Origin of the sequence: [Clostridium] celerecrescens 18A (assembly GCF_002797975.1) — a bacterium.
GTDB lineage: Bacteria > Bacillota > Clostridia > Lachnospirales > Lachnospiraceae > Lacrimispora > Lacrimispora celerecrescens.
Map to the genome: position 1 here is coordinate 744920 of NZ_PGET01000001.1, position 23865 is coordinate 768784.

The 23865-nt window shown below is 38.8% G+C and carries 26 protein-coding genes; 21 read left to right on the top strand and 5 right to left on the bottom strand.

Translation table 11 applies throughout. The features are described 5' to 3' along the window. Positions 1–16: 16 nt before the first annotated feature. A complete protein-coding gene (locus H171_RS03560) occupies positions 17–559 on the bottom strand; it encodes a hypothetical protein (protein WP_100303917.1) in 543 nt (180 codons plus the stop codon). A 384-nt stretch (positions 560–943) separates the two neighbouring features. Between H171_RS03560 and H171_RS03565 the strand changes: the two genes are divergently transcribed. Continuing rightward, entirely contained in the window at positions 944–1432 is a 489-nt protein-coding gene (locus H171_RS03565; protein ID WP_100303918.1) for a pyridoxamine 5'-phosphate oxidase family protein, read from the top strand. 92 nt (positions 1433–1524) lie between these two features. Here the strand turns inward: H171_RS03565 and H171_RS03570 are convergent, their stop codons facing one another. From H171_RS03570 to H171_RS03580, 3 genes are all read right to left on the bottom strand, one after another. Then, a complete protein-coding gene (locus H171_RS03570; RefSeq protein ID WP_100303919.1) occupies positions 1525–2247 on the bottom strand; it encodes a DUF5131 family protein in 723 nt (240 codons plus the stop codon). Between the two features lie 156 nt (positions 2248–2403). Continuing rightward, the gene (locus H171_RS03575; RefSeq protein WP_100303920.1) at positions 2404–2712 is read right to left on the bottom strand and encodes a hypothetical protein; all 309 of its coding nucleotides are present in this window, start codon (positions 2710–2712) and stop codon (positions 2404–2406) included. A 35-nt stretch (positions 2713–2747) separates the two neighbouring features. Beyond that, positions 2748–3938, bottom strand: a complete 1191-nt coding sequence (locus H171_RS03580; RefSeq protein ID WP_100303921.1) for a coenzyme F420-0:L-glutamate ligase — start codon at positions 3936–3938, stop codon at positions 2748–2750. A 351-nt stretch (positions 3939–4289) separates the two neighbouring features. On the opposite strand from H171_RS03580, the gene H171_RS03585 reads away from it, so the two are divergent. From H171_RS03585 to H171_RS03660, 17 genes are all read left to right on the top strand, one after another. Continuing rightward, positions 4290–6179, top strand: coding sequence for a BglG family transcription antiterminator (locus H171_RS03585; protein ID WP_166433589.1), 1890 nt, complete (start codon positions 4290–4292; stop codon positions 6177–6179). Between the two features lie 34 nt (positions 6180–6213). Then, the gene (locus tag H171_RS03590) at positions 6214–6546 is read left to right on the top strand and encodes a PTS sugar transporter subunit IIB (RefSeq protein ID WP_100303923.1); all 333 of its coding nucleotides are present in this window, start codon (positions 6214–6216) and stop codon (positions 6544–6546) included. After that, complete coding sequence (locus tag H171_RS03595) at positions 6543–7775, top strand: PTS sugar transporter subunit IIC (protein ID WP_100303924.1); 1233 nt, start codon at positions 6543–6545, stop codon at positions 7773–7775. Before H171_RS03590 ends, H171_RS03595 begins: the two co-directional genes overlap by 4 nt. Positions 7776–7800: 25 nt before the next feature. Further along, positions 7801–8166 (top strand): PTS lactose/cellobiose transporter subunit IIA, encoded by a 366-nt coding sequence (locus tag H171_RS03600; RefSeq protein WP_100303925.1) that lies wholly within the window; start codon positions 7801–7803, stop codon positions 8164–8166. A gap of 12 nt (positions 8167–8178) precedes the next feature. Continuing rightward, entirely contained in the window at positions 8179–9636 is a 1458-nt protein-coding gene (locus H171_RS03605) for a glycoside hydrolase family 1 protein (RefSeq protein WP_100303926.1), read from the top strand. Positions 9637–9796: 160 nt separating this feature from the next. Next, positions 9797–10657, top strand: a complete 861-nt coding sequence (locus H171_RS03610) for an AraC family transcriptional regulator (RefSeq protein WP_100303927.1) — start codon at positions 9797–9799, stop codon at positions 10655–10657. Between the two features lie 40 nt (positions 10658–10697). Then, the gene (locus H171_RS03615) at positions 10698–11456 is read left to right on the top strand and encodes a class I SAM-dependent methyltransferase (RefSeq protein WP_100303928.1); all 759 of its coding nucleotides are present in this window, start codon (positions 10698–10700) and stop codon (positions 11454–11456) included. A gap of 291 nt (positions 11457–11747) precedes the next feature. After that, entirely contained in the window at positions 11748–11903 is a 156-nt protein-coding gene (locus H171_RS24865) for a DUF6506 family protein (RefSeq protein WP_157803108.1), read from the top strand. 44 nt (positions 11904–11947) lie between these two features. Continuing rightward, entirely contained in the window at positions 11948–12448 is a 501-nt protein-coding gene (locus H171_RS03620) for a GNAT family N-acetyltransferase (protein ID WP_100303929.1), read from the top strand. 53 nt (positions 12449–12501) lie between these two features. Continuing rightward, the gene (locus H171_RS03625; protein ID WP_100303930.1) at positions 12502–13164 is read left to right on the top strand and encodes a response regulator transcription factor; all 663 of its coding nucleotides are present in this window, start codon (positions 12502–12504) and stop codon (positions 13162–13164) included. After that, positions 13161–14171 (top strand): sensor histidine kinase, encoded by a 1011-nt coding sequence (locus H171_RS03630; protein ID WP_100303931.1) that lies wholly within the window; start codon positions 13161–13163, stop codon positions 14169–14171. The genes H171_RS03625 and H171_RS03630 overlap by 4 nt, the downstream gene beginning before the upstream one ends. 135 nt (positions 14172–14306) lie before the next feature. After that, positions 14307–14768 (top strand): VOC family protein, encoded by a 462-nt coding sequence (locus H171_RS03635; RefSeq protein WP_100307406.1) that lies wholly within the window; start codon positions 14307–14309, stop codon positions 14766–14768. Positions 14769–15004: 236 nt separating this feature from the next. Then, entirely contained in the window at positions 15005–15634 is a 630-nt protein-coding gene (locus H171_RS03640; RefSeq protein ID WP_100303932.1) for a biosynthetic peptidoglycan transglycosylase, read from the top strand. A 184-nt stretch (positions 15635–15818) separates the two neighbouring features. Then, positions 15819–16631 (top strand): TraX family protein, encoded by an 813-nt coding sequence (locus H171_RS03645; protein ID WP_100303933.1) that lies wholly within the window; start codon positions 15819–15821, stop codon positions 16629–16631. Between the two features lie 17 nt (positions 16632–16648). After that, entirely contained in the window at positions 16649–17413 is a 765-nt protein-coding gene (locus H171_RS03650) for an ABC transporter ATP-binding protein (protein WP_100303934.1), read from the top strand. Next, the gene (locus H171_RS03655; RefSeq protein WP_100303935.1) at positions 17403–19376 is read left to right on the top strand and encodes an FtsX-like permease family protein; all 1974 of its coding nucleotides are present in this window, start codon (positions 17403–17405) and stop codon (positions 19374–19376) included. The genes H171_RS03650 and H171_RS03655 overlap by 11 nt, the downstream gene beginning before the upstream one ends. Before the next feature lie 140 nt (positions 19377–19516). After that, positions 19517–20116, top strand: a complete 600-nt coding sequence (locus H171_RS03660) for a hypothetical protein (RefSeq protein WP_100303936.1) — start codon at positions 19517–19519, stop codon at positions 20114–20116. 120 nt (positions 20117–20236) lie between these two features. On the opposite strand, the gene H171_RS03665 is transcribed toward H171_RS03660, so the two are convergent. After that, positions 20237–20581, bottom strand: a complete 345-nt coding sequence (locus H171_RS03665) for a cupin domain-containing protein (RefSeq protein WP_100303937.1) — start codon at positions 20579–20581, stop codon at positions 20237–20239. A gap of 139 nt (positions 20582–20720) precedes the next feature. Here H171_RS03665 and H171_RS03670 point away from each other — a divergent pair, with 139 nt between their 5' ends. The 3 genes from H171_RS03670 to H171_RS03680 all read left to right on the top strand — a co-directional run bounded on the left by H171_RS03670 (position 20721) and on the right by H171_RS03680 (position 23840). Next, a complete protein-coding gene (locus tag H171_RS03670; RefSeq protein WP_100303938.1) occupies positions 20721–21602 on the top strand; it encodes a LysR family transcriptional regulator in 882 nt (293 codons plus the stop codon). Between the two features lie 257 nt (positions 21603–21859). Continuing rightward, positions 21860–22420 carry a YdeI/OmpD-associated family protein gene (locus H171_RS03675; RefSeq protein ID WP_242976851.1) on the top strand — a complete coding sequence of 187 codons (561 nt, stop codon included), beginning with the start codon at positions 21860–21862 and terminating at the stop codon, positions 22418–22420. Positions 22421–22757: 337 nt separating this feature from the next. Then, the gene (locus H171_RS03680) at positions 22758–23840 is read left to right on the top strand and encodes a DUF1648 domain-containing protein (RefSeq protein ID WP_100303939.1); all 1083 of its coding nucleotides are present in this window, start codon (positions 22758–22760) and stop codon (positions 23838–23840) included. Positions 23841–23865 lie beyond the last annotated feature (25 nt).

Below are 23865 nucleotides of genomic sequence, written 5' to 3' on the forward strand. Positions count from 1 at the left end.
TCAGCGGATTTTATATTTAACAGCATATATATCTAAATTCTATACTAGTTATAGCTATCGCGCCGGCATAGTCATTAAAAGCTGGAATACGGGCAATACTAAGTAAGGCAAAATCTTCTGCATGAAAAAAATCATCTAAAAAAAATTCTATTACATAATGATTATACTGCTGGCTGCCAGGTGAAGTTTGAACAAGGATGTTCTCCCTGTTAACAGTACTTAAATTAGCTATATCGATTACATCGTTGGCTTTGGTAAATAATGATGAGAGTCTGATTGAGAATCGATCGCCCATTGGTATACTTGAATTATCACTTATTAAATGAACAAATACTCTCGATTTATGATTTCCTTTTCGAGCATCTTTTGGTACACTAAAAGTTAATGAATATTCATCGGTATCACCTTGAGGCATAAGCCATCCTAATATAAAAATACCGGATCCTCCCAGCTGTGCTGTGTCAGATCCAGTAGTGTTAGCATCATTCATATTTCCAGCGTTGAATATTAATGATTTGTATTTCAGTATTTTATGATCGCGATAAATACTATATAACATATTAATTTATCTCCTTTCATAATATAGTATATTTTGCATGTCCAAGTAATGTTACTAATTATAAGAACATCATTTACCGCGTTTAATTTAATATTACAAATTAAAAAGTAATCCTGTTATTGAACATAAAAGGCATTGAGAAGTACAAAAAAATAATAACATTTGATCGCATATTTCCCATAAATTGAATAACATTGACTAATTTCAAAAACGAGTTTATAATCAAGCTTAATCTGAGAAACATCATCTTATTAAAGATTTAAGTGATCTTGTGTTCCGTAATTTAACTGGTTTGTGACCGAGTGAGTGGAAATCTGATCATTGCGGGAGTTGGCATAGTTATATATCTGCAGGATTACCATTCAAGGAAGGGGAAAACACCAAATGTTTAGAGAAATGAGAAGAAACAAACAATTATTATCGGCGGAAGAGACAATCGCTGTAATGGAAAGATGCACCAATGGCATCTTGGCATGCTTCGGGGATGACGATTATCCTTACGCTGTTCCGCTGAGCTACGTATATTTCAATGGCAAGATTTATTTCCATTCAGCGAAAGCCGGTCATAAAGTTGATGCTATCACAAAATATCCTAAGGTATCTTTTTCGGTAATTGATGAAGATACGATTGTAAGTAAGGAATATACTTCTTACTTCCGCAGTGTTATCGCTTTTGGAAAAGCCAGAATTGCGGAAGGAGATGAACGATTAGAAGCATTTAAAGCCTTGGTGCAAAAATATTCAGGTGATCAGCCGGAAGATGCCAGGAACAAGGAAATAGCTGGCTGTACCCATGCTTACGTTATTGCTATTGATGTTGATCACATGACCGGCAAGGAAGCAATGGAGTATGTCAGAGCAAAGCATCAATGATTCTTAACACAAGTTCAGGCCCCTCCATTCATCAAGCTTTCGGATTATTCCGTTTGGCTTATGGATGATGAATGGAGAGCGGTGTGTTTCCATCAAAACAACTTTTTACCATCTGTAATATCTATACCAAATTCTTTAGCTACGCTGGTTTGCTTAAATGGATTTATCTTATCCACTACCCCATCATGCTTAAATAGTGAGCCTGTGTTTTTAAACCAGAATGTTACGTTTGCTTTTGCACATTGTTCACGGATATTAAGAACCCAATCATAATCACATTCACGAGCTTCCCGTCCTGTTTCACCACCAACTGTAACATGATCTACTCCATGAAGATAAGGGGTTAAATCTATCGCTTCTAAAAGTGGTGCACAGGCTATAAAGCGCCGTTTTATCGGATAGGATAAAAATAAAGGAAGTCTATAGTCTGCCAGTTCTTGATTTTCAACAGTGCATCCAATATTTACATTGTCATATCCTGCACCCCAATCCGATGGAAGTGAAACAAGAAAACGGTCAATTCGCTTTGTCAAAATCAAGAATTCTATATCTGTTCTTTTCCTGATCATAGCCCAAACTTCGTTACGCCATTCGTCTGCTTCAGGGAGAAAGAAATCAGTGGCAAAGCATGTTGCAAGAATTTTATCTCCTTTAATTCTGTATTCACCTTTTGCATTTGTCCGTATAGGCCAGTCGAATTTATCTGTTTTATGTATTGTGTTTTGACCATAGCGTTTCGCATAAGGTCCGTAAAAATAGCAATTTGTACAGCCATCACTTGCTTTGTAGCAACCTGTCCACGGCTCCCAGTTCATAGGCCTCCTCCTTAATTGGTTGGGTTTTGTTGGCACTCGTTGTTAACCAATTCTACCCCTGTTTTTGACATTAAAAACGCTTGATACAGTGAATTGAAAAGTTCAACATATTGAATTGCTAGCTGTTTTTGATAATCAAATCATTTCCCCTCATTTTTATAGTGAATATAGCGTAGTTAGTTCCTTTTTCTGTCTGTGCTTATATCGATTGTTTTTTATTTTTAATTCTACACTATTTATATTATATGTCCAGATGATAAAAACATCAAGAGCACTATTCAGGGGTTGCCACCTCAAACCCGGCTTTTGTTTCGTCATTTCGCTGTCGTTCATTTCCAGGACAAAACAAAAAACAAGCGTATCGCCCATTGAGAACGATACACTTGTTTTAGATATTTCACTTGGCAGTTGCCCATAATCATATAGTTTTCTTATCCTGTCATATGCTGGACGATTCTCAGCCATTGTTTTTTTATCTCTCTGTCTTTATAATATCCGACTTATTTGGTGTAATTATCAAAGTAGCCTTGAACTAATACGATAGGTGTACCTTTATCACCACTACCGGAAGTAAGGTCACAGAGGGAACCGATTAAGTCGGTTAACCGGCGAGGGGTAGTTCCCTGTGATACCATGCTACCAACTAAATTGCTGTCCTTGCTTTGAATATAATTTGAAATTGCAGCCTTTAATTCCGCTCCGCTTAAATCCGCAAAATCGTTATCCGCAAGATACTTTAATTTGACTTCATTGGGCTGTCCTTCCAGACCTTCTGTATATGCCGGAGAAACCACCGGATCTGCCAATTCCCAAATCTTACCCATAGGATCTTTGAAAGCACCGTCACCATAAATCATTACTTCAATATGCTTTCCAGTCTTTTCAAGGAGTCCGTCTTGAATCCTTTTAACAATGGGTTCGCAGTTGCGGGGGAATAATTTAACGGTGTCTTCAGTAGCTTTATTGCTGCCAAGCAGGCCATAATTTTCGTTATATCCGCTGCCATCAACCGGTGCGGTTAAGATATCATCAAGACCAAACACAGTCTCTGCATTGGCTGCTTTTAATAAGCGTTTCGTTCTAAAACGGGTATGAATATCGCAGTTAAGAACATGCTTTGTATAATTTAAGATAGTGCGGCAGTCATTTGCAAGAATAACTTCTACTTCACAGCCTTCATTTTGGATAAGTTCCTTGTAATATTCAATGTAATCAACTCCGGTAAACGTATGCTTACGATAACCAAAAAGTTCACGGTAATGTGCCTCGGTTAAAACATCAGTCCAGGGATTAATGCCCTTTTCATCCAAAGCATCAAGATCGATCAGGTGATTACCTACTTCATCCGAAGGATAGCTTAACATGATTACGATCTTTTTCGCGCCTCTTGCAATGCCCTTAAGACAAATGGAAAAACGGTTACGGCTTAAAATAGGAAATACTATACCGATGGTTTCATTACCGAATTTATTTTTAATATCAGCGGCGATTTGATCTACAGTAGCATAGTTTCCCTGAGCGCGGGCAACGATAGCCTCGGTAGCCGCGACAACATCACGGTCACGCAATTCAAAATCTTCACTTTTGGCTGCATCAAGTACACTAGTAATAACGATATCTGCTATATCGTCTCCCTGGCGGATAATTGGAGCACGTACACCCCTTGATACAGTACCTATTAATCTCTCCATATGATGATTCTCCTTTAAACCCATGACAAATGCTGATGGGATGTATTTAATTCACTTTATTATATCATGATTATTGATATTGGTAAACTTAATGCTTTTTATATATGAGATAAGTTGTACTTATATCAGAAGCGTTTATCGATTTAAGAGTACCTTATAAATAGATAAAAGAGTAATGAATTATTCATGTGACCCGCCATATAAAGAAGCATGATCCATGTACTTTTTTCCACATTATAATGGAAAAATACGAAATTGAATCATTAATTTTAAAATGCTATACTTTGGTTATCGATGAAAAGAACTGCAGTTACAAGTATGTTGATAATTTGGTTATGGAGGAGGATACAAGTGGATGGACGACTGTATACAATTTTGGCTAACCTTTCAGAGGATAATTTTATAACGGTTGGTGAACTTGCCTTAAGGCTTCAGCTGAGCCAGAGAACTGTCAGAGATCTGCTTAACCAATTGGAACAACAGCTGAACGAAAAGGGTGCCATAATAGAGAGACAGAGAAAGAAGGGGCTGTGGCTTCATATAACAGACAGGGAACGGTACCAGGAATTTTGTAAGAAAGAAATACCTTCCAGAATTCCGGATTCCGGGGAACAGAGAATGGAATATGTGCTGGCACTGCTTTTTCAAACTCCAGGCTACATAAAAATAGAGACTCTATGTGACCAGCTGTATGTGTCAAGAAAAACCATATCCGTAGACTTAAAAGGAGTGGAAAAATTCTTAAACCGTCATCATATATCATTAGAACGAAAGCCTTATTATGGGCTTAAAATGAAAGGAACAGAGTTTGCTTTCCGTTTAGCTCTAAGTGCTATATTTTATGAATTGAGTGATGTGTGGTTTCAGAAAATTTATGAAACTTTTGAAGAAGCTGAGATAATCAGAAAACAGATATTAGACAATATCCGCGAGAGGGGATATACCATTTACGAGACGGATATTTCCAACATTGTTCTCCAAATTCAGATTGCTCTTTACCGATGGAAGATGGGGAGTGGTATCACCATGGAAGAGGTCGACAGCAAGGAGTGGCTGCAGGAGAGCGATATTAAGGTGGCCGGGAGGTGCAGTCTGGGTTTGGAGCATGCTCTGGGAATATGTATTCCGGTACCGGAAATCAAGTATCTTGCCATTCATTTGTCAGGGAAAAAGAAGCTGCTGGCCAGTGAACATGGGAATGTGGTCATTGATATGGAGATAAATCAGCTGGTCAATGAGATGCTGGAAAACGTTTATCAGGTATTTCAGCTGGATTTTAAATCGGATTTTGACTTAAGCACATCTCTGAGACAGCATATGATATCCCTGCGGATAAGGCTTCGGTATCATTTAAAACTTGAAAATCCTATGTTAAAAGAAATTAAGGAGGTATACAGCTTTCCATATGCAGTAGCGGCGCAGGCGGCTACCGTACTTTCTGAATATTTTCATGCAATGGTATCTGAAGATGAAATTGGCTATCTGGCATTATGCTTTGCTCTTTCCATGGAGCGGAATAAGAAAAAGAAAAAGCGAAATATTCTGCTGGTTTGTGCATCAGGAGAGGGCAGCGCCAGGCTGTTTAAATACCGGTTCAAAGAATTATTCGAGGGATATTTAAATAAAGTAGAAATCTGCGATATTGGTTCTCTGCCGGGCAAGGATTTTAATGATGTGGATTATGTGTTTTCTACAGTTCCCATAGCATTCCCTGTTCCGGTTCCAATTTACCAGGTGCAGTATTTTTTTGACAGACATAATATTAACCAGGTAAAGTGGATTTTAGAAGATAATCATCCAGATACGATAAAGCGTTATTTTTCTGAGGATTTGTTTTTTGTAGATGTAAAAGGGGAGAACCGTGAAGAGGTGATTCACACGCTTTGTCAGCGCATTGGAATGGTGCGAAAGACACCGGAAGAATTTGAAGAAAGTGTCTTATACAGAGAGAAGATCATGCAGACGGATTTTTGCGGACAAATTGCAATTCCTCATCCTTATAAGCCCTTGACGGATGAAACCTTTGTATGTGTTGCAATTTTAAATAAGCCCATACGATGGTACCATTGTGATGTGCAGGTAGTATTTTTGCTGTCAATTTCAACCCGGAAAGAAAATCTAGAAACTTTTTACAGAACAGCGCCCCGGATTATGATGGATGAAGACTGTATGAAACGCTTAATTAAGGACAAACGTTATGAAACCTTGATGGGGATTATTGAAGATATGGAGAAATGTTAATAAGACTGATGTGCAAAATTACGGAGGAGTTATTATGGGTACACTGAGAGTGTTATTGTGTTGTGGTGCAGGCTTTTCCAGCGGATTTTTGGCCCAGAAAGCCAGGCAGGCCGCAAAAAAAAGAAATCTGGATATGTCAATTGATGCCAGAAGTGAAAGCGTAGTCAGCGAATATGTGAATAAGATGGATGTGCTGTTAGTTGGTCCTCATTATGAAGGGGCCCTGGCCAAATTGAAAGAGGAATATGAACCTCTCGGAATAAAAGTGAAATTGATTCCTTCCGCTATTTATTCCGCTTTAGATGGAGAAGAACTGGTGAATCTGGCGATTCTGGCAGAAAGTGAAAAAGGAGGGACGTTGGTATGAATGGGCTGATGATTTGGTTATCCGATGTTTTTGCTCCAAAAGCCAGGAAAGTATTTGCCAATCCATGGATTGATGCAGTAGCCAGTACCATGAAAAAGGTACTTCCCTTTATTTTGACAGGCTCGCTGATCTTTTTCTATAATGTATTCCGGTCTTATCTGGCCTTTTTACCGGATTTAAGTGTAATAGCTAACTTTACTTTTGGACTTTTAGCTGTATTCGTGGTGTTTATCGTAACGCATGAGGCTATGATTAAGCTGGATCATGGGCAATATCAGATCAACGCTTCCCTGACAGCAATAGCAGCTTATTTATTGCTCTGTAAACCGCAGGTAGTTGATGGTGTTTTTCAGATCGCTAATGGCAGAATCGGAGCCGCAGGCATCATGTTTGCATTAGTTGTGGGAATTTATGTGGCAGTTGTGTTTCATTTTTATGCAAAGCTCCATGTGCTGGAGAATAATATGGCACTTCCTGATTTTGTCAGTGAATGGATTAACAATATCATCCCCATTACCATCACATTGGGAATTGCCATGGTTTTAGGGAATGTTCTGGGACTTGATTTCTATCAGCTAATTGTAAATCTTTTTATGCCATTGCAGAGAGGGGCTCAGACTCTCCCCGGATTTATTATGATCTGTTTTGTTCCTGTTATCTTTTACTCTATGGGAATTTCCAGCTGGGTATTCAATGCGGTGACGACTCCGATTTTTATGGCCGCCATTGCAGAGAATATAGCCGCAGTTGCAAATGGAGGAGCACCGTTAAATATCGCTACCAGTGAAGCTGTTTTTACAGCGGCATTGATTACCATGGGCGGCAGGGGAGGAACTCTTCCTCTTAATGTACTGATGCTTAAGTCGAAATCAAAAAAGCTTAGGACGATGGGAAAGATTTGTATCGGCCCGTCCGTGTTTAATATCAACGAGCCATTGATGTTTGGTGCGCCGGTAGTTTTTAATCCTCTGCTTATGCTTCCTATCTGGATAAACAGTATAATTGGTCCTGCAATTGTCTGGCTCACCATGCACTTTGGTCTTTTGAATATACCATCAAAGATGATACAGGTGGGACAGATTCCAGCGCCGTTTTCCAGCGTAATGATTACAGAAGACTGGCGGGCTGTGCCTTTGTATATTGTGCTGTTTGCTTTGTATCTTGTAATTTGGTACCCGTTTTATAAGGTGTATGAAAAACAGTGTATGGAGGAAGAGGCAGTAAAGTAAAGAAAGAAATATGAGGAGTTAATTTATGGAAAAACCGCAATTTAAGGATGAGGACATGGTAGTACAAGTGGCAATGGAAATTGTCATGGCAGCAGGAGATGCCAGAAACAAGGCTGGCAAAGCTCTGGATTGTGTGGAGACCTTTGATTTTGATGAAGCAAAAGAATATCTGGAGGAGGCAAAGCATGATATATTAAAAGCGCACAATGCCCAGACCGAAATAATTCAGGCAGAAATCTCAGGAGAAGAATCCATCCCGCCAAGTCTGTTGTTCAACCATGCACAGGACACGCTGATGACAATTATGACAGAAGTGAACCTGGCGGAAAAGATGATAGTGTTATTTGAAAAGTTTTATAACAAGATCGAAGAAAAAACGGTACATAAATAAGGAGATGTCGGAATGAATCAAAAACCAAAACAGATGCCGAAAGGCTTTTTGTGGGGGGCCGCCACTAGTGCATATCAGGTGGAAGGAGCCGCTGCAGAGGATGGAAAGAAGCTGTCCCAGATGGACGTGTTAAACCAGAATACAGGCTTTTCGGATGCCAGTATTGCCAGTGACCATTACCACCGGTATAAAGAAGATATAGCGTTAATGAAAGAGTGTGGATTTAATGCCTACCGTTTTTCTTTTTCCTGGTCCAGAATTTTTCCTGATGGAGTAGGAGACGTAAACCCAAAGGGTGTCGCGTTTTATGATGACTTGATCGATGAATTGCTGCGCAATGGGATTACGCCGGTCCCAACAATTTATCATTATGATATGCCTATGGCTCTGGTAGAAAAATATGATGGCTGGATCAGCAGACAAAGTGTGGAGGATTTTGCTTCTTATGGAGAATTTTTGATTCTGAGATACGGGGACAGGATTAAAAACTGGCTGATTATCAATGAGCAGAGTATTATAGTGGAATTCTGGAAAAAGAAAAACTATATTCCACCCAAATACCATGATAATCCCCAGATAAAATTTCAGATCAACCATCATATGAACTTAGCCCAGGCGAAGGTAAGCAGTCTGATTCATAAATATGTAAAGGATGGGCGGGCTGGATCAGCAATCGGATACTCCCCGGTATATGGCCTAAATTCTTCTCCTAAAAACATGTTGGCCATGTTAAATGCAGAGGATTTAAAGAATCATTTCTTCCTGGATATTTATTTCAGAGGAGAATATGCACCTGGTGCCTTGAATTATCTGAAAGAGCACCAGATGGCGCCGGTGATTCAGGAGGGAGATATGGAGGCCATACGGGAGGGCCGTCTTGATTTCCTTGGGGTCAACTATTATGCAAGTAAATGTGTAAAATACCCTGATAAGGAGAAAAATCATCTCATAGAGGCAAAAAGCAACTTAACAGGACAAAAAGGTGCTATGGGAGCCTATGAGGTGATGCCTGATTTTTATGAATACATCAAAAATCCCAATGCAGATACCAATGACTGGGACTGGACCATTGATCCGGATGGAATGGAATACTTGCTGCGTGATATTTATGAAAGATATCGGATCCCGATGATGATTACAGAAAACGGAATTGGTGCCAGGGATATGCTGGAAGCGGATGGAAGAATTCATGATGACTATCGGATCGATTACTGGAAGAAGCATCTTAAAGCGATACATCGTGCAATAGAAATGGGCGTGGAAGTAGAAGGATTCCTACCATGGTCGTTTGTGGATGTGCTAAGCACCAGCAACGGGTATCAAAAGCGTTATGGGCTTGTATATGTCAATCGGGATGATGAGAGCCCGAAAGATTTGAACCGAATGAAAAAGGATAGTTTTTATTGGTACCAGAAGGTCATTGAAAGTAATGGAGCTCTTTTATGGAATACGGATCCATTTGTTAGATAAGCAAATATGAATCATATGAATAAGGTGCGTTCTCCGGACATGGAAACGCACTTTATTTATATTAAAATGAAATTCCTACATTAACTTAGCAAGGCAGGAGCATCTTTCGTATAAATTGAATGCTATAATACCTTATAAGAAATGTCAGGAGGGATATACATTGAATTACAGAGAACATATAGAAAAAAGTATTGAGTTCATGGAAGACCATATCAGGGAAAACATTACGATAGAAGAAATTGCAAATCAATCCGGGTACTCTCTTTATCATTTTTGCAGGGTTTTCAATCTATGCATGGGTGTCTCTGCCATGGAATACATACGAGAGCGCAGATTGTCCTTGGCATCTGCGGAATTATTCAAGGGAAGGAAAGTCATTGACATCGCTGTAGATTATGGGTTTGAGACATCCGGCGGTTTCACAAAAGCTTTCCGTAAAGCCTTTGGCTATACGCCTACACAGTATGTGGAGCAGATGTCCGTGTATGCTGATGTAAATAATGCGTGTCCTGTTATTGTAAAGAGGCCCTCATTTAAGGTTGCCGGATATGGAATTAAAACAGATATTACCGGAGCTGCCTATACAAAGGATATTGCTTCTTTCTGGAGCAATTATAATGGCGAAAATTTAGAAAGTAAAATGTACAAAATTCTGAATCCTGCAAAGCATGGGGAAGTGGGATTGTATATTCCTTTATCAGAAGAAGGCAATGCAATATATCTTTTGGGCGTGATTGTGGATGATTTTACAAATGTCGGGGAAGATATGCTGACAGCAGAAATTCCTAATGCTGAGTACGCCGTTTTTACTACCAATCCTGTGGATACCACCAATGATAAGGAGCAAAAAGAGTTTGCTAAGGTTATTGCAGGAACATGGAAGTATATTTTTGAAGATTGGTTTCAGGATAGCGGCTATGTTTACGACGAAAGTAAATTTGATTTTGAATTCTACGATGAACGATGTCATCATAGGCAGGATACGGTTATGGATATCTATATTCCTGTTAAAAAAGCATAATGACAGAATGAGTATGATCAGGAAGGAAAGGTGATAAAGGATGTTGAACTATTATGGAAGATTGTCTTCCGAGGTGTATGATCTGGATAAGCCTGTGGGCCATTCTTTTGGAGACATAGAATTTTATGCAGATCGGTTAAAGTCATGTAAAGGCCCGATTCTCGAACCGGCAACAGGAACCGGCCGTGCATTGATTCCGCTTTTAGAAAAAGGATTCCATATTGATGGATTTGACAGTTCAACGGATATGCTGCGTATCTGTCATGATAATTGCAAAAGGAGGGGCTTTAATCCTGATCTTTTTGAGGCAAAGATGGAGTCTTTTTCATTGGAATCAAAATATGAGGCTATTATCGTACCAACGGGAACCATTCTTTTATTATACAAAAGAGCTGATTCCATAAAAGCATTACAAAACTTTCATCAGCATCTATCCGACGGCGGCCGGATCATCGTTGATATATTATTACAAAGTGATATTTCAAAAGGAATTGTAACCACAAGGACTTGGGAGTGTCCGAATGGGGATATCATTACATTAGAAAATAAAATTGTAGAAGTTGATTATATCAATCAATATACGATTTCCCACGGTCGGTATGAAAAGTGGCGTGACGGCGCGCTTATACAGACGGAATTAGAGCGTTTTCCGCTGCGGTGGTATGGCGTGGAAGAGTTTCGGTCATTGCTTGAAAACATCGGATTTAAAGATATTGAGATTTCTTCAGATTATAAACCGGGTAGATATCCAACATCACCAGAGGATATTATCACTTTTGAAGCTGTGGCAGCGAAATAACAAATAAACGTGCCTGCTAAAACGATAAGCAAAGATTATTGACGAATGATCCCATAAAATATATAATGATAACCAGTTGAAATGAATATTGTTATATAAAGTAAAAGATTAGGTTTTCTAGGGTTCCGCAGTTTTAACCGGTCTGTGACCAAGAGAGAACTCAGAGTTTTATAATTGAGGTGCGGAATAATAAAGGCCTGGGAGATATCTGTTTGATATCTTTCAGGCTTTATTGTCACTTGCTGCTGATTCGCCGGCTTGGGAAAGGAGAAGATAATATGAAGAAAAAATTTGCATGGGGCAGTTGAATTATACGGAGCATTTGGTGAAGAAGGCGCGCAAAAATTGATAGAACTGACAAACAATAAAATTGCTATAGGTTATGTCACCCACAAGCCGGAACAGGATCAGCTATTTGCTGGTTTCTTTTCAAACTTTGACCGATGAAACGAAAGCCATGCACAGTTAATAAACAGGAGGTATAAGGTTTTATGAATGTTATCATCAGACCTATTGAGGAAAATGATGCGGAATCACTTTGGCAAATGATGTCCGCACTTGATGCTGAAACAAAATATATGATGTATGAGCCAAAAGAACGGATGAAAAATATCGATAGAATAAAATCCACCATCAAGGAAGCTGTCACAGGCAATAATCTGTTTTTAGTTGCCGAAGCAGATCATGTAATTGTTGGATATATATCTGCGCAAAAAGGCATTTTAAGAAGAGTAAAACATTCTGCATATATCGTAGTGGGAATTCGTGCAGCCTATCAGCGGCAGGGAATCGGTACCTCATTTTTTAAGCAGCTGGACAAGTGGGCCGATGAGAAAGGGGTTACCAGGTTTGAATTAACGGTAATGTGTATCAATGATGCTGCGAGACGCCTCTACGAAAAAAATGGATTTGTCGTTGAAGGAATAAAGAAAAATTCCATGGTTGTGGACGGGACGTATGTGGACGAATATTATATGGCCAAGCTATTATAAGTGATGGGTATAATATCAATCCAATAAACGGAAATTTGGGAGGTTATTTCGATTTGAAGCTGTTTATTATAGAAGACGATATCGTTCTGAGAACAGAATTGGTTTCGCTGCTGGAAAGCTATAATTATTCTTGTGAAACAAGTGATAACTTTAAAAATATAATATCGGAAGCAACGGATTCAGATGCAGATTTGATTTTGCTTGATATCAATCTGCCTTATTATGATGGATATCATGTATGCCGGGAGATCCGTAAGGTTTCGGATGTGCCAATTATGGTTGTAACAAGCCGTAACAATGACATGGATGAACTGATGAGCATGAACCTGGGCGCAGATGATTTTATAACAAAACCCTATAACATTCAGATCTTGCTTGCCAGGATCGGAGCCATACTTAAACGCACCAACCAAAAGAATTATTCATCAGAAGTAGAATATAAGGGATTAACATTATCAATGGCAAAAAGCACGGTATATTATGAAAACAAAGAGGTTGAGCTTACGAAAAATGAATTACGGATTCTCTCTGCTTTAATGCAAAACGCAAACAGTATTATTTCACGGGATGATTTAATGGATGAGCTTTGGCAGTCGGATGAATTCGTTGATGACAATACACTGACTGTTAATGTGAACCGTCTGCGTAAAAAGCTGGAAGAAATCGGTGCTGCAGATTTTATAAAGACCAAGCGTGGCCAGGGGTATATGATATGAAGTTTTCAAGCTTTTTGAAAGATAAGATCCTGTTTTTATTGGCGCAAAGCTTTATTGCTGTTTTTTTGGTCTTCCTGTTAGATGTCTACCATATCAGCCGTTATGCCATAATACTTATTTGTACGACCATTATCATAACCTCTTTCGTTGCACTGGCTTACGAATACCTGATACGCAGCAGATATTATAAGAGATTAAATAAAACACTGGAGTCAATGGAGCAAAAGCAGTATGTCGCTTCCCTGTTAGAAGAGCCTAATTTTGCCGAAGCGGAAGTTCTGTGTGAAATTCTTAAGCGTGTTACGAAAGCTATGAACGATGAGATTGCATCCTATAAGATATCCCAGGAAGAATACCGGGAATATATTGAAACATGGATTCACGAGATTAAGATCCCTATTTCCTGCATCGATCTGATCTGTCAAAATAACCGCAATGACATAACAAAGAAAATATCCGAGGAAACTGTACGGGTAGATTCTTATATCGAACAGGCTCTTTATTATGCCCGGAGCAAAAATGTAGCGTCTGACTACAGCATCAGAAGGCTTTCTCTTGACAGTTTAGTGAAGGCCGCTGTAAAGAAACATTCAAAACAGCTGATAGGGTGCGGCGCACAGGTGAAACTGGACGATCTTGATCATACGGTTTATGCCGATGAAAAGTGGCTAGATTTCATTATTGGGCAGATTATTGCAAATAGCATCAAATATAAAAAGGCTGCTTTGACCCTATGGTTTTCGGCATCAGAAAACCAGGAGAATATTATTCTTTTTGTCCGGGATAACGGAATTGGAATTTCTGAAGGCGACCTTGGGAGAGTGTTCGAAAAGGGATTTACGGGTGAAAACGGAAGAGCATTCGCCAAATCTACGGGGATCGGTCTGTACCTTTGCAAAGAGCTTTGTAATAAGATGTATCTTGGTCTGGAAGCAGAGTCAACCGTGGGTGACGGTACAACAATTAAAATAACATTTCCAAAAGACAGACAGTCATTCCTGCAGTAAAGGGTTCCGCTTTAAATTTATCGCCCAGAAGTGAACTATAATTGTAGAATTGAAACTTGTACTGTATAATTGAGTTTGCAGCAAAGATATGCAGAACATTATTAATTATAAAACGGAAGAGGGGGATTAATGGTCATGTTCCGCTATGTACACACAAATATTATTGCTAAAGATGCAAATAAACTGATTGATTTTTATAAAAAGGTGTTTCACTGCAAAAGCATCAATGAAACACGTGATCTGCGAGGGGGATGGTTAGACGGACTAACAGGATTGAATGATGCACATATTACAGGAGAACATCTTCTTTTGCCCGGATACGTAGAAGACCATCCAACGCTTGAAATATTTTCATACGACTTGCTGGAAGGAACCATACCACCGGAGATTAATCGCCCGGGAATTGCACATATAGCTTTTGAAGTGGATGATGTGGAAGCAACCTTAGCGGAAGTTATTAGGGCGGGAGGAAGCAACGTCGGAGAGTTGGTTACTGCGGCATACCCAAACGGCAAAGAAGCGGTATTTGTTTATGCACGGGACCCTGAAGGCAATATTCTTGAACTGCAAAGCTGGAGACAGATAAATCAAACCTAAAGAATGAGGCGTTAATTTTAATTTATTGTTTTATGACGGCAACGCTGACAGAGCGTATAACACACGATACGCTGCAAGCAAAGCAGCGTGTCAACAATACAGGCTGTATGTTCCCTCTGCGGGAGCATACAGCCTTTTATCTTACAAATTTGTTCGATTGTCGTAAGTAAAATCTATGGTTCCATGATTCTTCTCCTGTTATACTGAGGAAGCAAATCAAGAAAGGAGTGATTTTGATGAAAAATAAAACAATTAGTATCAGTATATTGTTACTTGCTGTCATCAGCTTCCTTATGGGGAGTTTAAAAATATCTCCTATAGTTACTGCCGGATATGAAATGTATAGGAATGCGACAGAAGCCATAAGTGTGCCGGATAAAGTAGAGGAGCTTAAACAGCAAAACAGTTATATCGCATTTGATGAAATACCGGATGGATATAAAGAACAGGTGTTGCAGTCAGAAGACAAACGTTTTTACTATCATTTTGGGTTTGATCCCATAGCCATGGCAAGGGCTATGGCAAACAATCTGATCGCAGGAAGCTTCGTGCAAGGGGGGAGTACGATCACCCAGCAGCTTGCAAAAAATATGTACTTTTCTTTTGAAAAGAAATATGAACGGAAGGTGGCAGAATTATTTGTTGCTTTTCAGCTTGAAAAAGATCTTACAAAGGATGAAATACTGGAGCTTTATTGTAATATTGCTTACTACGGGGAAGGATGCTATGGACTGAAGCAGGCGGCGAACCATTATTACGGCGTTGAGCCTTTGGATCTGACAAACACGCAGATCAAGGCACTTGTATGGACAATTAAAAGCCCAAATAAGTACAATCCCAATGTTTACAAAGCGATTCCAGTATAAAAGATGTAAGCGTCCATTATCGTGCTGCTTACGCAAAATACTGCTTTGCAGCCCTTGGCCCGTTGTTTTCCTGATATAATAAAAAGTGACAAAAATGTTCGTTCCCTGTAAGCAAAATCAATGGCTGTACAGCTAAGATGGAATTATAATAGACATAAGTTAGAAATAGAAAAGGAGATCATAAATGTTACAAAAAGGATTAAATAGTTTTCAGATTAAAGTAATTGCTTTGGTGCTCATGGTATTCGATCATATTCACTATATTTTTTCAGGTATTCTCCAGGTTCCGCTGTGGTTTACCATGCTGGGCAGATTATCAGCACCTTTATTCATCTTTGCTACAGCCAATGGCATGAGATACACAAGAAACCCGTTAAAATATTTAATGCGTTTATGGTTTGGATTTGTATTTATGAACTTTGGCAATGATCTGATTAATCATTATTTCCCGTTGCCTAATGGGGGGATTATCATAAATAATATTTTTTCCACCCTATTTGTGATATGCCTGATCATATTCAGTATTCAGCGGATTTCCATATGCAGGAAAGAAAACCGTCCGTTTCTGCAATATGTATTATTAATGCTTGTTCCTGTTTTCAGCAGTATCATTATTTTTATGGCCATGTCTAATCCCAGCTTATTTTTAATAGCAAGAGGGATAATGTTCTTTGTTCCTTCCCTCTTATTCTGTGAAGGCGGTATTATACTGGTTATTTTAGGCGTTGGATTATATTTATGCAGCCAGGATAAAAAGAAAATAGGTATTTTTTATCTGGTGCTCAGTATTTTAGTCTTAGCAATGGGTTATAACCCCGAAGTCGGTGTGGAAAGCATGTTTTTGCATAATATCCAGTGGTGCATGGTATTTGCTTTACCATTTATGCTGCTTTACAATAAACAGAAGGGCCGTGGAATGAAATATTTCTTTTATGCCTTTTATCCGGCCCATATTTATGCTTTTACGATTTTAGCAAATATTATTTCTAAATACTAAGGGAGAGGACAGACACTATGAATACAATCTTAAAGGTTCAGAACCTTCAGAAATATTACGGGAACAAAGGAAATGTCACAAAGGCTGTTGATAATATCAGCTTTAATGTTTCGGAAGGAGAATATATCGGAATCATGGGGGCATCGGGAAGTGGTAAAACCACCATTCTAAATTGTGTTTCCACCATTGATGATGCTACCTCAGGTCATATTTATATTGATGGAACTGATGTCACTGAGATGAAAGCAGAAGCCTTATCTAAGTTCAGACGTGAAAAGCTTGGCTTTATTTTTCAGGATTTTAATCTTCTGGATACTCTGACTGCCCATGAAAATATTGCACTGGCCCTGGCAATTATGAAAGCTCCTGCAGGAGAAATGGATGAACGGATCCACCAGGCTGCCTCCCTTTTAAACATCACGGAGGTACTGCAAAAGTATCCGTATCAGATGTCAGGAGGACAAAAGCAGCGTGTAGCCGCAGCAAGGGCTATTATTACGAATCCAAGCCTGATTCTTGCCGATGAACCTACCGGTGCCCTGGATTCCAGGTCTGCAAAGATGCTTCTGGAAAGCTTTAAAAATCTCAATGAGCAGATAAATGCTGCCATTTTGATGGTAACCCATGATGCTTTTACCGCCAGCTATTGCAAACGCATTTTGTTCATCAAAGACGGAAAGCTGTTTAATGAGCTTATCCGGGGCAAGGAATCACGCAAAGAATTTTTTGACCGGATCATGGAGGTTATGGCCCTTCTTGGAGGTGATTTAAGTGCTGACTAAGCTTGTTTTTAAAAATGTAGGAAAAAGCATGCAGGATTATACGGTATATTTTTTCACTCTTGTTTTTGGCGTTTCTATCTTTTATATGTTTAACTCTATCTATGCACAAAAGGAAATCATGGTAGTGACGGAAATACTGACCGATTCCATGATTGCACTTAGAAAGATATTATCAGTCATATCTGTGTTTGTTGCAGTGATCCTGGGTTTTTTGATCGTCTATGCAAATAGTTTTTTCATCAGGCGTCGTAAAAAAGAAATGGGTATTTACATGACTCTTGGTATGAGCAAAGGTAAAATTTCTGCCATTCTTGTACTTGAAACATTTCTCATGGGACTCCTTGCTTTAATTGCAGGGCTGATCCTGGGTGTTTTTGGCTCCCAGTTTATGTCCGTGTTCACTGCTAAAATATTTGAGGCAGATATGACTGCCTATAAATTCATATTTTCTCCAGATGCAGCGGTGAAAAGTATCCTTTATTTTGCGGTAATTTTTTTAACCGTAATCATCTTCAATACAATTGCAGTCAATAAGTATAAACTGATTGATTTGATTTATGGCGGCCGGAAAAACGAGAGCTTAAAAATCAGAAGTACCAAATTATCTGTGCTGGTTTTCCTGGTATCCATTGTTTTTTTAGGAACTGCCTATGGATTGGTTTTGAAAAATGGAATTATTAATATTAATCGTATCTTCCTTTGGTCCATTATTTTAGGAATTGCTGGTACGCTGCTGTTTTTCTTTTCTCTTTCGGGAATACTTACAAAGCTGATACAATCAAATAGGAAGCTGTATTATAAAAACCTTACCATGTTTGTAACCCGTCAGCTAACCAGTAAGATCAACACGAATTTTATTTCCATATCCGTGGTCAGCATTGTTTTGCTTCTGGTAATTGGCATTTTTTCAACCGGTTATAGCATGAAAAATATTCTGTCAGCTGATTTAAAGGAGACTGCACCCTATGATGTCAGTTTTTATGGTGATGGGAAAGGGAATCATAAGACCATATATGAAAGCCTTCCTTTGTCAATAAAAGGTATTGATGCGATTAGCCATGAATATAGTATTTACCGCGGGGACCTTCATTTCAAGGATTACCCGGTTGATTATTCTTCCCTGTCCTTTGATATTGGGAAACGCGGCGTTGATTTTGTTATGTTTTCTGATTTTCAAAAGTTTATAGAAATGCAGGGAAAGGAAAAGAACGACCTTCCTGGAAACGGATATTTCATCATTGCGACCGGCGATGTCTACCTGCATATTGCACAGCAGTTCCTTGACAGAAATGTAACAATTACCCTTGGGGGTAAAACGCTCCAGCCAAAGGGGGAAGTGCAAAACATAAAGCTTTCCAACAGTGATTCCGGTATTACATTCGTCGTAGATGACGGATTTTCTGAGATCCTTGACAAATCTCCGGATCAGGTGCTTAACATGATATGCAAAACTGGGGAAGGATCAAAGGAACTTCAGGAAAAACTGATTCAATATAGAAACAGCGAAGATTATCAGGAAAAGGGCTTTTGGTACTATTCAAGCAGAGATGAGATCTATGCCTCATCGCTTGCCATGAAAGCCATCATATCCTTTTTAGCCATTTACCTTGGTATTGTGTTTATGGTTGCCTGCGCGGCAATACTTGCAATCCAGCAGCTTGCCCAGGCATCGGATAACAAGGAACGTTATGCATTGTTAAGGAAGCTGGGGGCTGAAAAGAAAATGCTGGACAGAGCATTGTTTGTACAAATTCTTTGTTACTTTTTACTTCCTTTTATACTTGGAATTGTTCATTCTATTGTTGGGCTTACGGCTGTAAATGATGTAATGATGGCCTTTGAGCGTGTGAATGTGATGGATAGCGTTCTTATCCCGGCATTATTTATCGTTTTTATTTATGGCGTTTATTTTGGATTGACTTATATCGGATGTAAACATATATTAAGAAGAGATCAATATTAAAATGTATTTGAAAACCTTAAAGCAGGTCCGTGTTTTTCACACATTGAAAAACATGGACTTTTTATAACATTGTTTTTCTTTACGAAACGCAAGACTGGTACTATAATTCATCTATAGTATAAATGAAGTGAGGAGAAAAGATGAAGAAAGAATTGTCCTATTTTAGAGTTGGAGATTCCTTTGGCGGAAATCAGGATTGGTTCCGGGACCCAATGATGCATCTTGGTGGCTGTGGGGCAGCAGCAGCTTGTGATGCCTGCATCAATACAGCGCTCCATGACAATAAAACCCATCTGTATCCCTTTGATATTCAAAGACTTGACAAGGATGATTATATAAATTTTTCCAAGATAATGAAGCCTTATTTAAAGCCCCGATTTCATGGAATCGATACACTGGAAATATTTATGGATGGGTTTTATAAATATTTGCAGGATGTGGGTGCTCCGGATGTACAGCTCACAGGCTGCCCGGGGGAGGTTCCGGCTAAGGAAGCAGCCAGGGAAATCATAAGCCAGATTGACAAGGGGATCTCGATTCCTTTCTTACTGCTGCGGCATAAGAATGTAAATTTTAAGGATCTGGTCTGGCATTGGTTCATGCTTGTGGGATATGAAGAATTCGAAGATGAATTTTTTGTAAAAATTGCAACCTATGGAGGGTTTCGCTGGCTGTCTTTTTATGAGCTGTGGGAGACTGGCTTCGGGCGCAAAGGTGGGATGGTATTGATTAGAGTTTAGCAGTCACAGTAAGGTGGCAGCTCTTCTCTGATAAAGAAAGTGGCTTTTGGTACATGGAGGACCTACAATCCAAAAGCCGCTCATATGAAAAATGGTACAAATAAACGGTTTTGCGTTCAATTATTCCTCATAATAATCTCCGCTGTTTTCTTTGTTTAAAGTCCCTGACAACTCAATCATCAAAAATTTCGTCAAAACTGTTACCACTGGCCGGTGCTTTACACCCTTGGGAACAATTATAAATTCCCCTGTGTTAACTTTTGATTTTTCTCCCTCCGTTTCCAAGTAAAAGCTGCCCTCAATTACGTAAAACAGTTCGTCGGAATTTTCATGAACATGAAAATCCAATGTCCGATTTTCAACTTGTACGATACTTAGAATATTTCCATTTAAAAAGCCTGCTTTTTTATAAGTATATAACTCGGTGATTTTATTGGCTTCTGTTAAAAGATTAATTACATCCATATGCCATGCCTCCATATTTTTTTGACTTTCTTCCTGATCCCATGATACTATGTAATACATCAATCTGTAAAATTGATTGTTTCGATTGTTACGATCTTGAATACAGATGATCATGCTATGGACAGGAGGGGGATCCCATATGGATTTAAAGCGTTTGCATACTTTCTTAATATTAAGTGAAATAAAGAATTTCACAAAGACTGCTGAATATCTTCATTACGCACAATCTAATGTTACTACCCAAATACAGCAACTGGAAGAAGAATTAGGTGTAAGGCTTTTTGAGCGTATTGGCAAAAACATCACCCTTACTCCAGAGGGAGAAGAATTGATCGTTTATGCCCGGCAAATGCTTAATTTGTCGAATAATTTAAAGCACAAATTCGCTGATAAAAATGACTATGGCCGTATCACCATTGGTGCGTCTGAATCTATATGTATCTATCGGCTGCCTGAAATTATAAAAGCCTATCAAATAGAACATCCCAATGTTGAATTGTTTTTAAAAGTTTTGGACACAACCGACTTTATGCCTTTGCTTACGAATAATACAATTGATATTGCATTTACTCTTGATGTCCCCATAAGTAATCCTTCCATAATTACTGAATTACAGATTGAGGAAACGATTTGTGCGTTTTCTGTTCCTGAATACCCGCTTGCAAAAAAGACAGAAGTGGTGATAGAGGATTTTTCTGGTATTCCTTTCATCCTAACAGGGAAAGGATGCTGTTACCGAAAAATGTTTGAAAAAGCTTTAGCTGAAGCTTCCATAACTCCAAAAGTTGTTCTTGAAACAAGCAGCCTGCAGGTAATAAAACAAACGGTACTTAGCGGGCTTGGGGTATGTGTACTTCCGCAGCTATCTGTGCAGAAAGAGTTAGAAAACGGGGAACTGGTACCGCTTAGCTATATGATAAACGATAAAATTGCTTCACAATTGATATATCATAGAGATAAATGGCTTTCGAAAAATCTGGAAGATTTTATTGCCACTGTAAAAAAAGTTATCAGCAATTGATTGATAAGAAATCATTCTAGCCTTTAAGGATTGCTATGGGAAGACCATATCCATATGGTTTTATTGAATGATAAAGTTTAGGAAAGTAATATCTTAAGAATCTTCAATTTTTAAGTAAAGTGGGATAGACTGAATGTATGAAGTGTTATAGAATATATTTATAGCAGGGCAAATAACTGCAGACCATTTTATATTGAAGCACGGTAGTACATTTTAGTACGGTTAAAATAAAATTAATGAATCGGATGGTGACCATTTTGATTGAACATTTGCTATTTACTTCACGGGATAAATTTAGAAATTGGTTAGAAGAAAATTGCCTCTCCAGCGGCGGAATCTGGCTGTTATTTGGAAAAGCAGGCGGGCCAAAGACCATAGGGGCAAATGAAGCGCTTGAAGAAGCCCTTTGTTTCGGTTGGATTGACGGTCAAATGAAGAGCATTGACGATAATAGATATATAAAATATTTCTCTTCCCGCAGAGAAAATAGTAAGTGGTCGGAGAAAAATAAAGCGCTTGTTGAAAAACTTGAAAAACAAGGACTAATGACTGATTATGGCAAAATTAAAATAGAAGAAGCTAAGAAAAATGGTCAATGGGATGCTCCCAAACCTGCAGAGATTACTGATGAACAAATAGGGCTTTTAAATGATTTGTTAAGAGCGCACGAACCGGCCTATACGAATTTTCAGACGATGACACCATCTGTAAAAAAGACATATACACGGGCATATCTTGATGCCAAAACAGACTCCGGTCGAATTAAGCGTCTGGCATGGATGGTTGAACGATTAAATAAAAACCTAAAGCCAATGTAATTATGCACAAACGATAATCTAAATAACCAATATTTTATGTTTCCAAAGGTGCAGATAGTAAAACCATGAGGGAGTGTCAGGGATTAACAAGCGGCTTCGCCATCCTTGACACCCCCTTACTTCATTTTGTGACATTTGGGGATAGTCAAGGCTAAATTTAAATGGCTATAAATCATAAAATTGACAAATCCTATTTTAGTGCTATATTTGATGTATGATGAAAGTAAGGGAGACGTATGATCTGCCGATTGTCATTTATTCCTGGACGTCGGCAAAGAATGGCTTGCAGTTATAATGTATGACCTTTTGAATAAAAGCATAGAAGGAGGAAATTGTCTTGAGTGAAAATTTAAGTTATATCATTGGGATAATGGGGTTCTCATGGGTTCTTGTATTATTTTCCACTGCTTTAACCCCATATTTTATACAAAAAAATATCTGCTTTGGTATTTCTATACCTGTTAGCGAATATAACGATCCTAAGATAAAATTATTGCGGCGCAATTACTGCATCAGCTGTCTTGTGATTGGTTTGGTTTTGGGAATTGGAAGCACTATTTGTTATATCTGGATGCCGGCAGAGCGGGCGTTATGGCTCCAGCTTACCGGTATATTCCTGTATCTCGCTGCCAGTACTTTCATTTATTTTTTCGCGCGTTCAGAGATCAAGGCGATCAAACAAGAACGTGATTGGGAGATTGATACGGAGACAGTGACAAATAACAGTGAAAAGCCGGATAAAACCATTGGTACTGCGTGGTATCTTTTGTATCTTGTTCCGATTGGCATTGCAGTTATTGCAGCAGTGTTTAAATATCCATCGTTACCCGGTCAAATCCCCATGCATTACAACCTTGCAGGAGAAGTGGACCGCTATGCTGCAAAATCCGTAGGTACTTTTGCTGTGATGCCATTGATCCAAAGCTTCACCGGCCTTCTGTTTGCAGGAATCAATTTTGGCATTGGCACGTCCAGGCATCAGCGGAATCACCGGAGAACTCAGGCCTTTCATGGTATAATGAGTTTTTTCTTATATGCTGTCGGATTTATGGTAATGCTGTTATTTACCTGCATTCAACTTACTATGCTGTCCATAATAAATGAAAAGCTGATGATGGTTCTGCCCTTTGCCTTTATTGCTGTTGTTTTTTTGAGCTGTATTTATCTTGGGGTAAAGGTCGGCCAGGGAGGAAGCCGGTTGGATATAAGGGATGATGTGACAGGAAACAAGGTGGATGATGACCGTTATTGGCTGGGTGGTTTTCTGTATTGCAACAAAGAAGATCCATCTCTTTTTGTAGAAAAACGATTCGGAATAGGTTATACCTTAAATTTTGGAAATCCTAAAAGTCTCATAGCGATCGCTGCACTTATAATCTTTATTTTAGCAACTACGGTGCTTCCAATCCTGTTAGAGTGAACTGAGGCGGTTTTTATAATTTAGA

What these genes read in the sequence shown, in the direction of transcription:
- H171_RS03560 (WP_100303917.1), bottom strand. Translation starts at nt 559, where the DNA reads ATGTTATATAGTATTTATCGCGATCATAAAATACTGAAATACAAATCA.
- H171_RS03565 (WP_100303918.1), top strand. Translation starts at nt 944, where the DNA reads ATGTTTAGAGAAATGAGAAGAAACAAACAATTATTATCGGCGGAAGAG.
- H171_RS03570 (WP_100303919.1), bottom strand. Translation starts at nt 2,247, where the DNA reads ATGAACTGGGAGCCGTGGACAGGTTGCTACAAAGCAAGTGATGGCTGT.
- H171_RS03575 (WP_100303920.1), bottom strand. Translation starts at nt 2,712, where the DNA reads ATGGCTGAGAATCGTCCAGCATATGACAGGATAAGAAAACTATATGAT.
- H171_RS03580 (WP_100303921.1), bottom strand. Translation starts at nt 3,938, where the DNA reads ATGGAGAGATTAATAGGTACTGTATCAAGGGGTGTACGTGCTCCAATT.
- H171_RS03590 (WP_100303923.1), top strand. Translation starts at nt 6,214, where the DNA reads ATGGGTACACTGAGAGTGTTATTGTGTTGTGGTGCAGGCTTTTCCAGC.
- H171_RS03595 (WP_100303924.1), top strand. Translation starts at nt 6,543, where the DNA reads ATGAATGGGCTGATGATTTGGTTATCCGATGTTTTTGCTCCAAAAGCC.
- H171_RS03600 (WP_100303925.1), top strand. Translation starts at nt 7,801, where the DNA reads ATGGAAAAACCGCAATTTAAGGATGAGGACATGGTAGTACAAGTGGCA.
- H171_RS03605 (WP_100303926.1), top strand. Translation starts at nt 8,179, where the DNA reads ATGAATCAAAAACCAAAACAGATGCCGAAAGGCTTTTTGTGGGGGGCC.
- H171_RS03615 (WP_100303928.1), top strand. Translation starts at nt 10,698, where the DNA reads ATGTTGAACTATTATGGAAGATTGTCTTCCGAGGTGTATGATCTGGAT.
- H171_RS03620 (WP_100303929.1), top strand. Translation starts at nt 11,948, where the DNA reads ATGAATGTTATCATCAGACCTATTGAGGAAAATGATGCGGAATCACTT.
- H171_RS03630 (WP_100303931.1), top strand. Translation starts at nt 13,161, where the DNA reads ATGAAGTTTTCAAGCTTTTTGAAAGATAAGATCCTGTTTTTATTGGCG.
- H171_RS03635 (WP_100307406.1), top strand. Translation starts at nt 14,307, where the DNA reads ATGTTCCGCTATGTACACACAAATATTATTGCTAAAGATGCAAATAAA.
- H171_RS03640 (WP_100303932.1), top strand. Translation starts at nt 15,005, where the DNA reads ATGAAAAATAAAACAATTAGTATCAGTATATTGTTACTTGCTGTCATC.
- H171_RS03645 (WP_100303933.1), top strand. Translation starts at nt 15,819, where the DNA reads ATGTTACAAAAAGGATTAAATAGTTTTCAGATTAAAGTAATTGCTTTG.
- H171_RS03650 (WP_100303934.1), top strand. Translation starts at nt 16,649, where the DNA reads ATGAATACAATCTTAAAGGTTCAGAACCTTCAGAAATATTACGGGAAC.
- H171_RS03660 (WP_100303936.1), top strand. Translation starts at nt 19,517, where the DNA reads ATGAAGAAAGAATTGTCCTATTTTAGAGTTGGAGATTCCTTTGGCGGA.
- H171_RS03665 (WP_100303937.1), bottom strand. Translation starts at nt 20,581, where the DNA reads ATGGATGTAATTAATCTTTTAACAGAAGCCAATAAAATCACCGAGTTA.
- H171_RS03670 (WP_100303938.1), top strand. Translation starts at nt 20,721, where the DNA reads ATGGATTTAAAGCGTTTGCATACTTTCTTAATATTAAGTGAAATAAAG.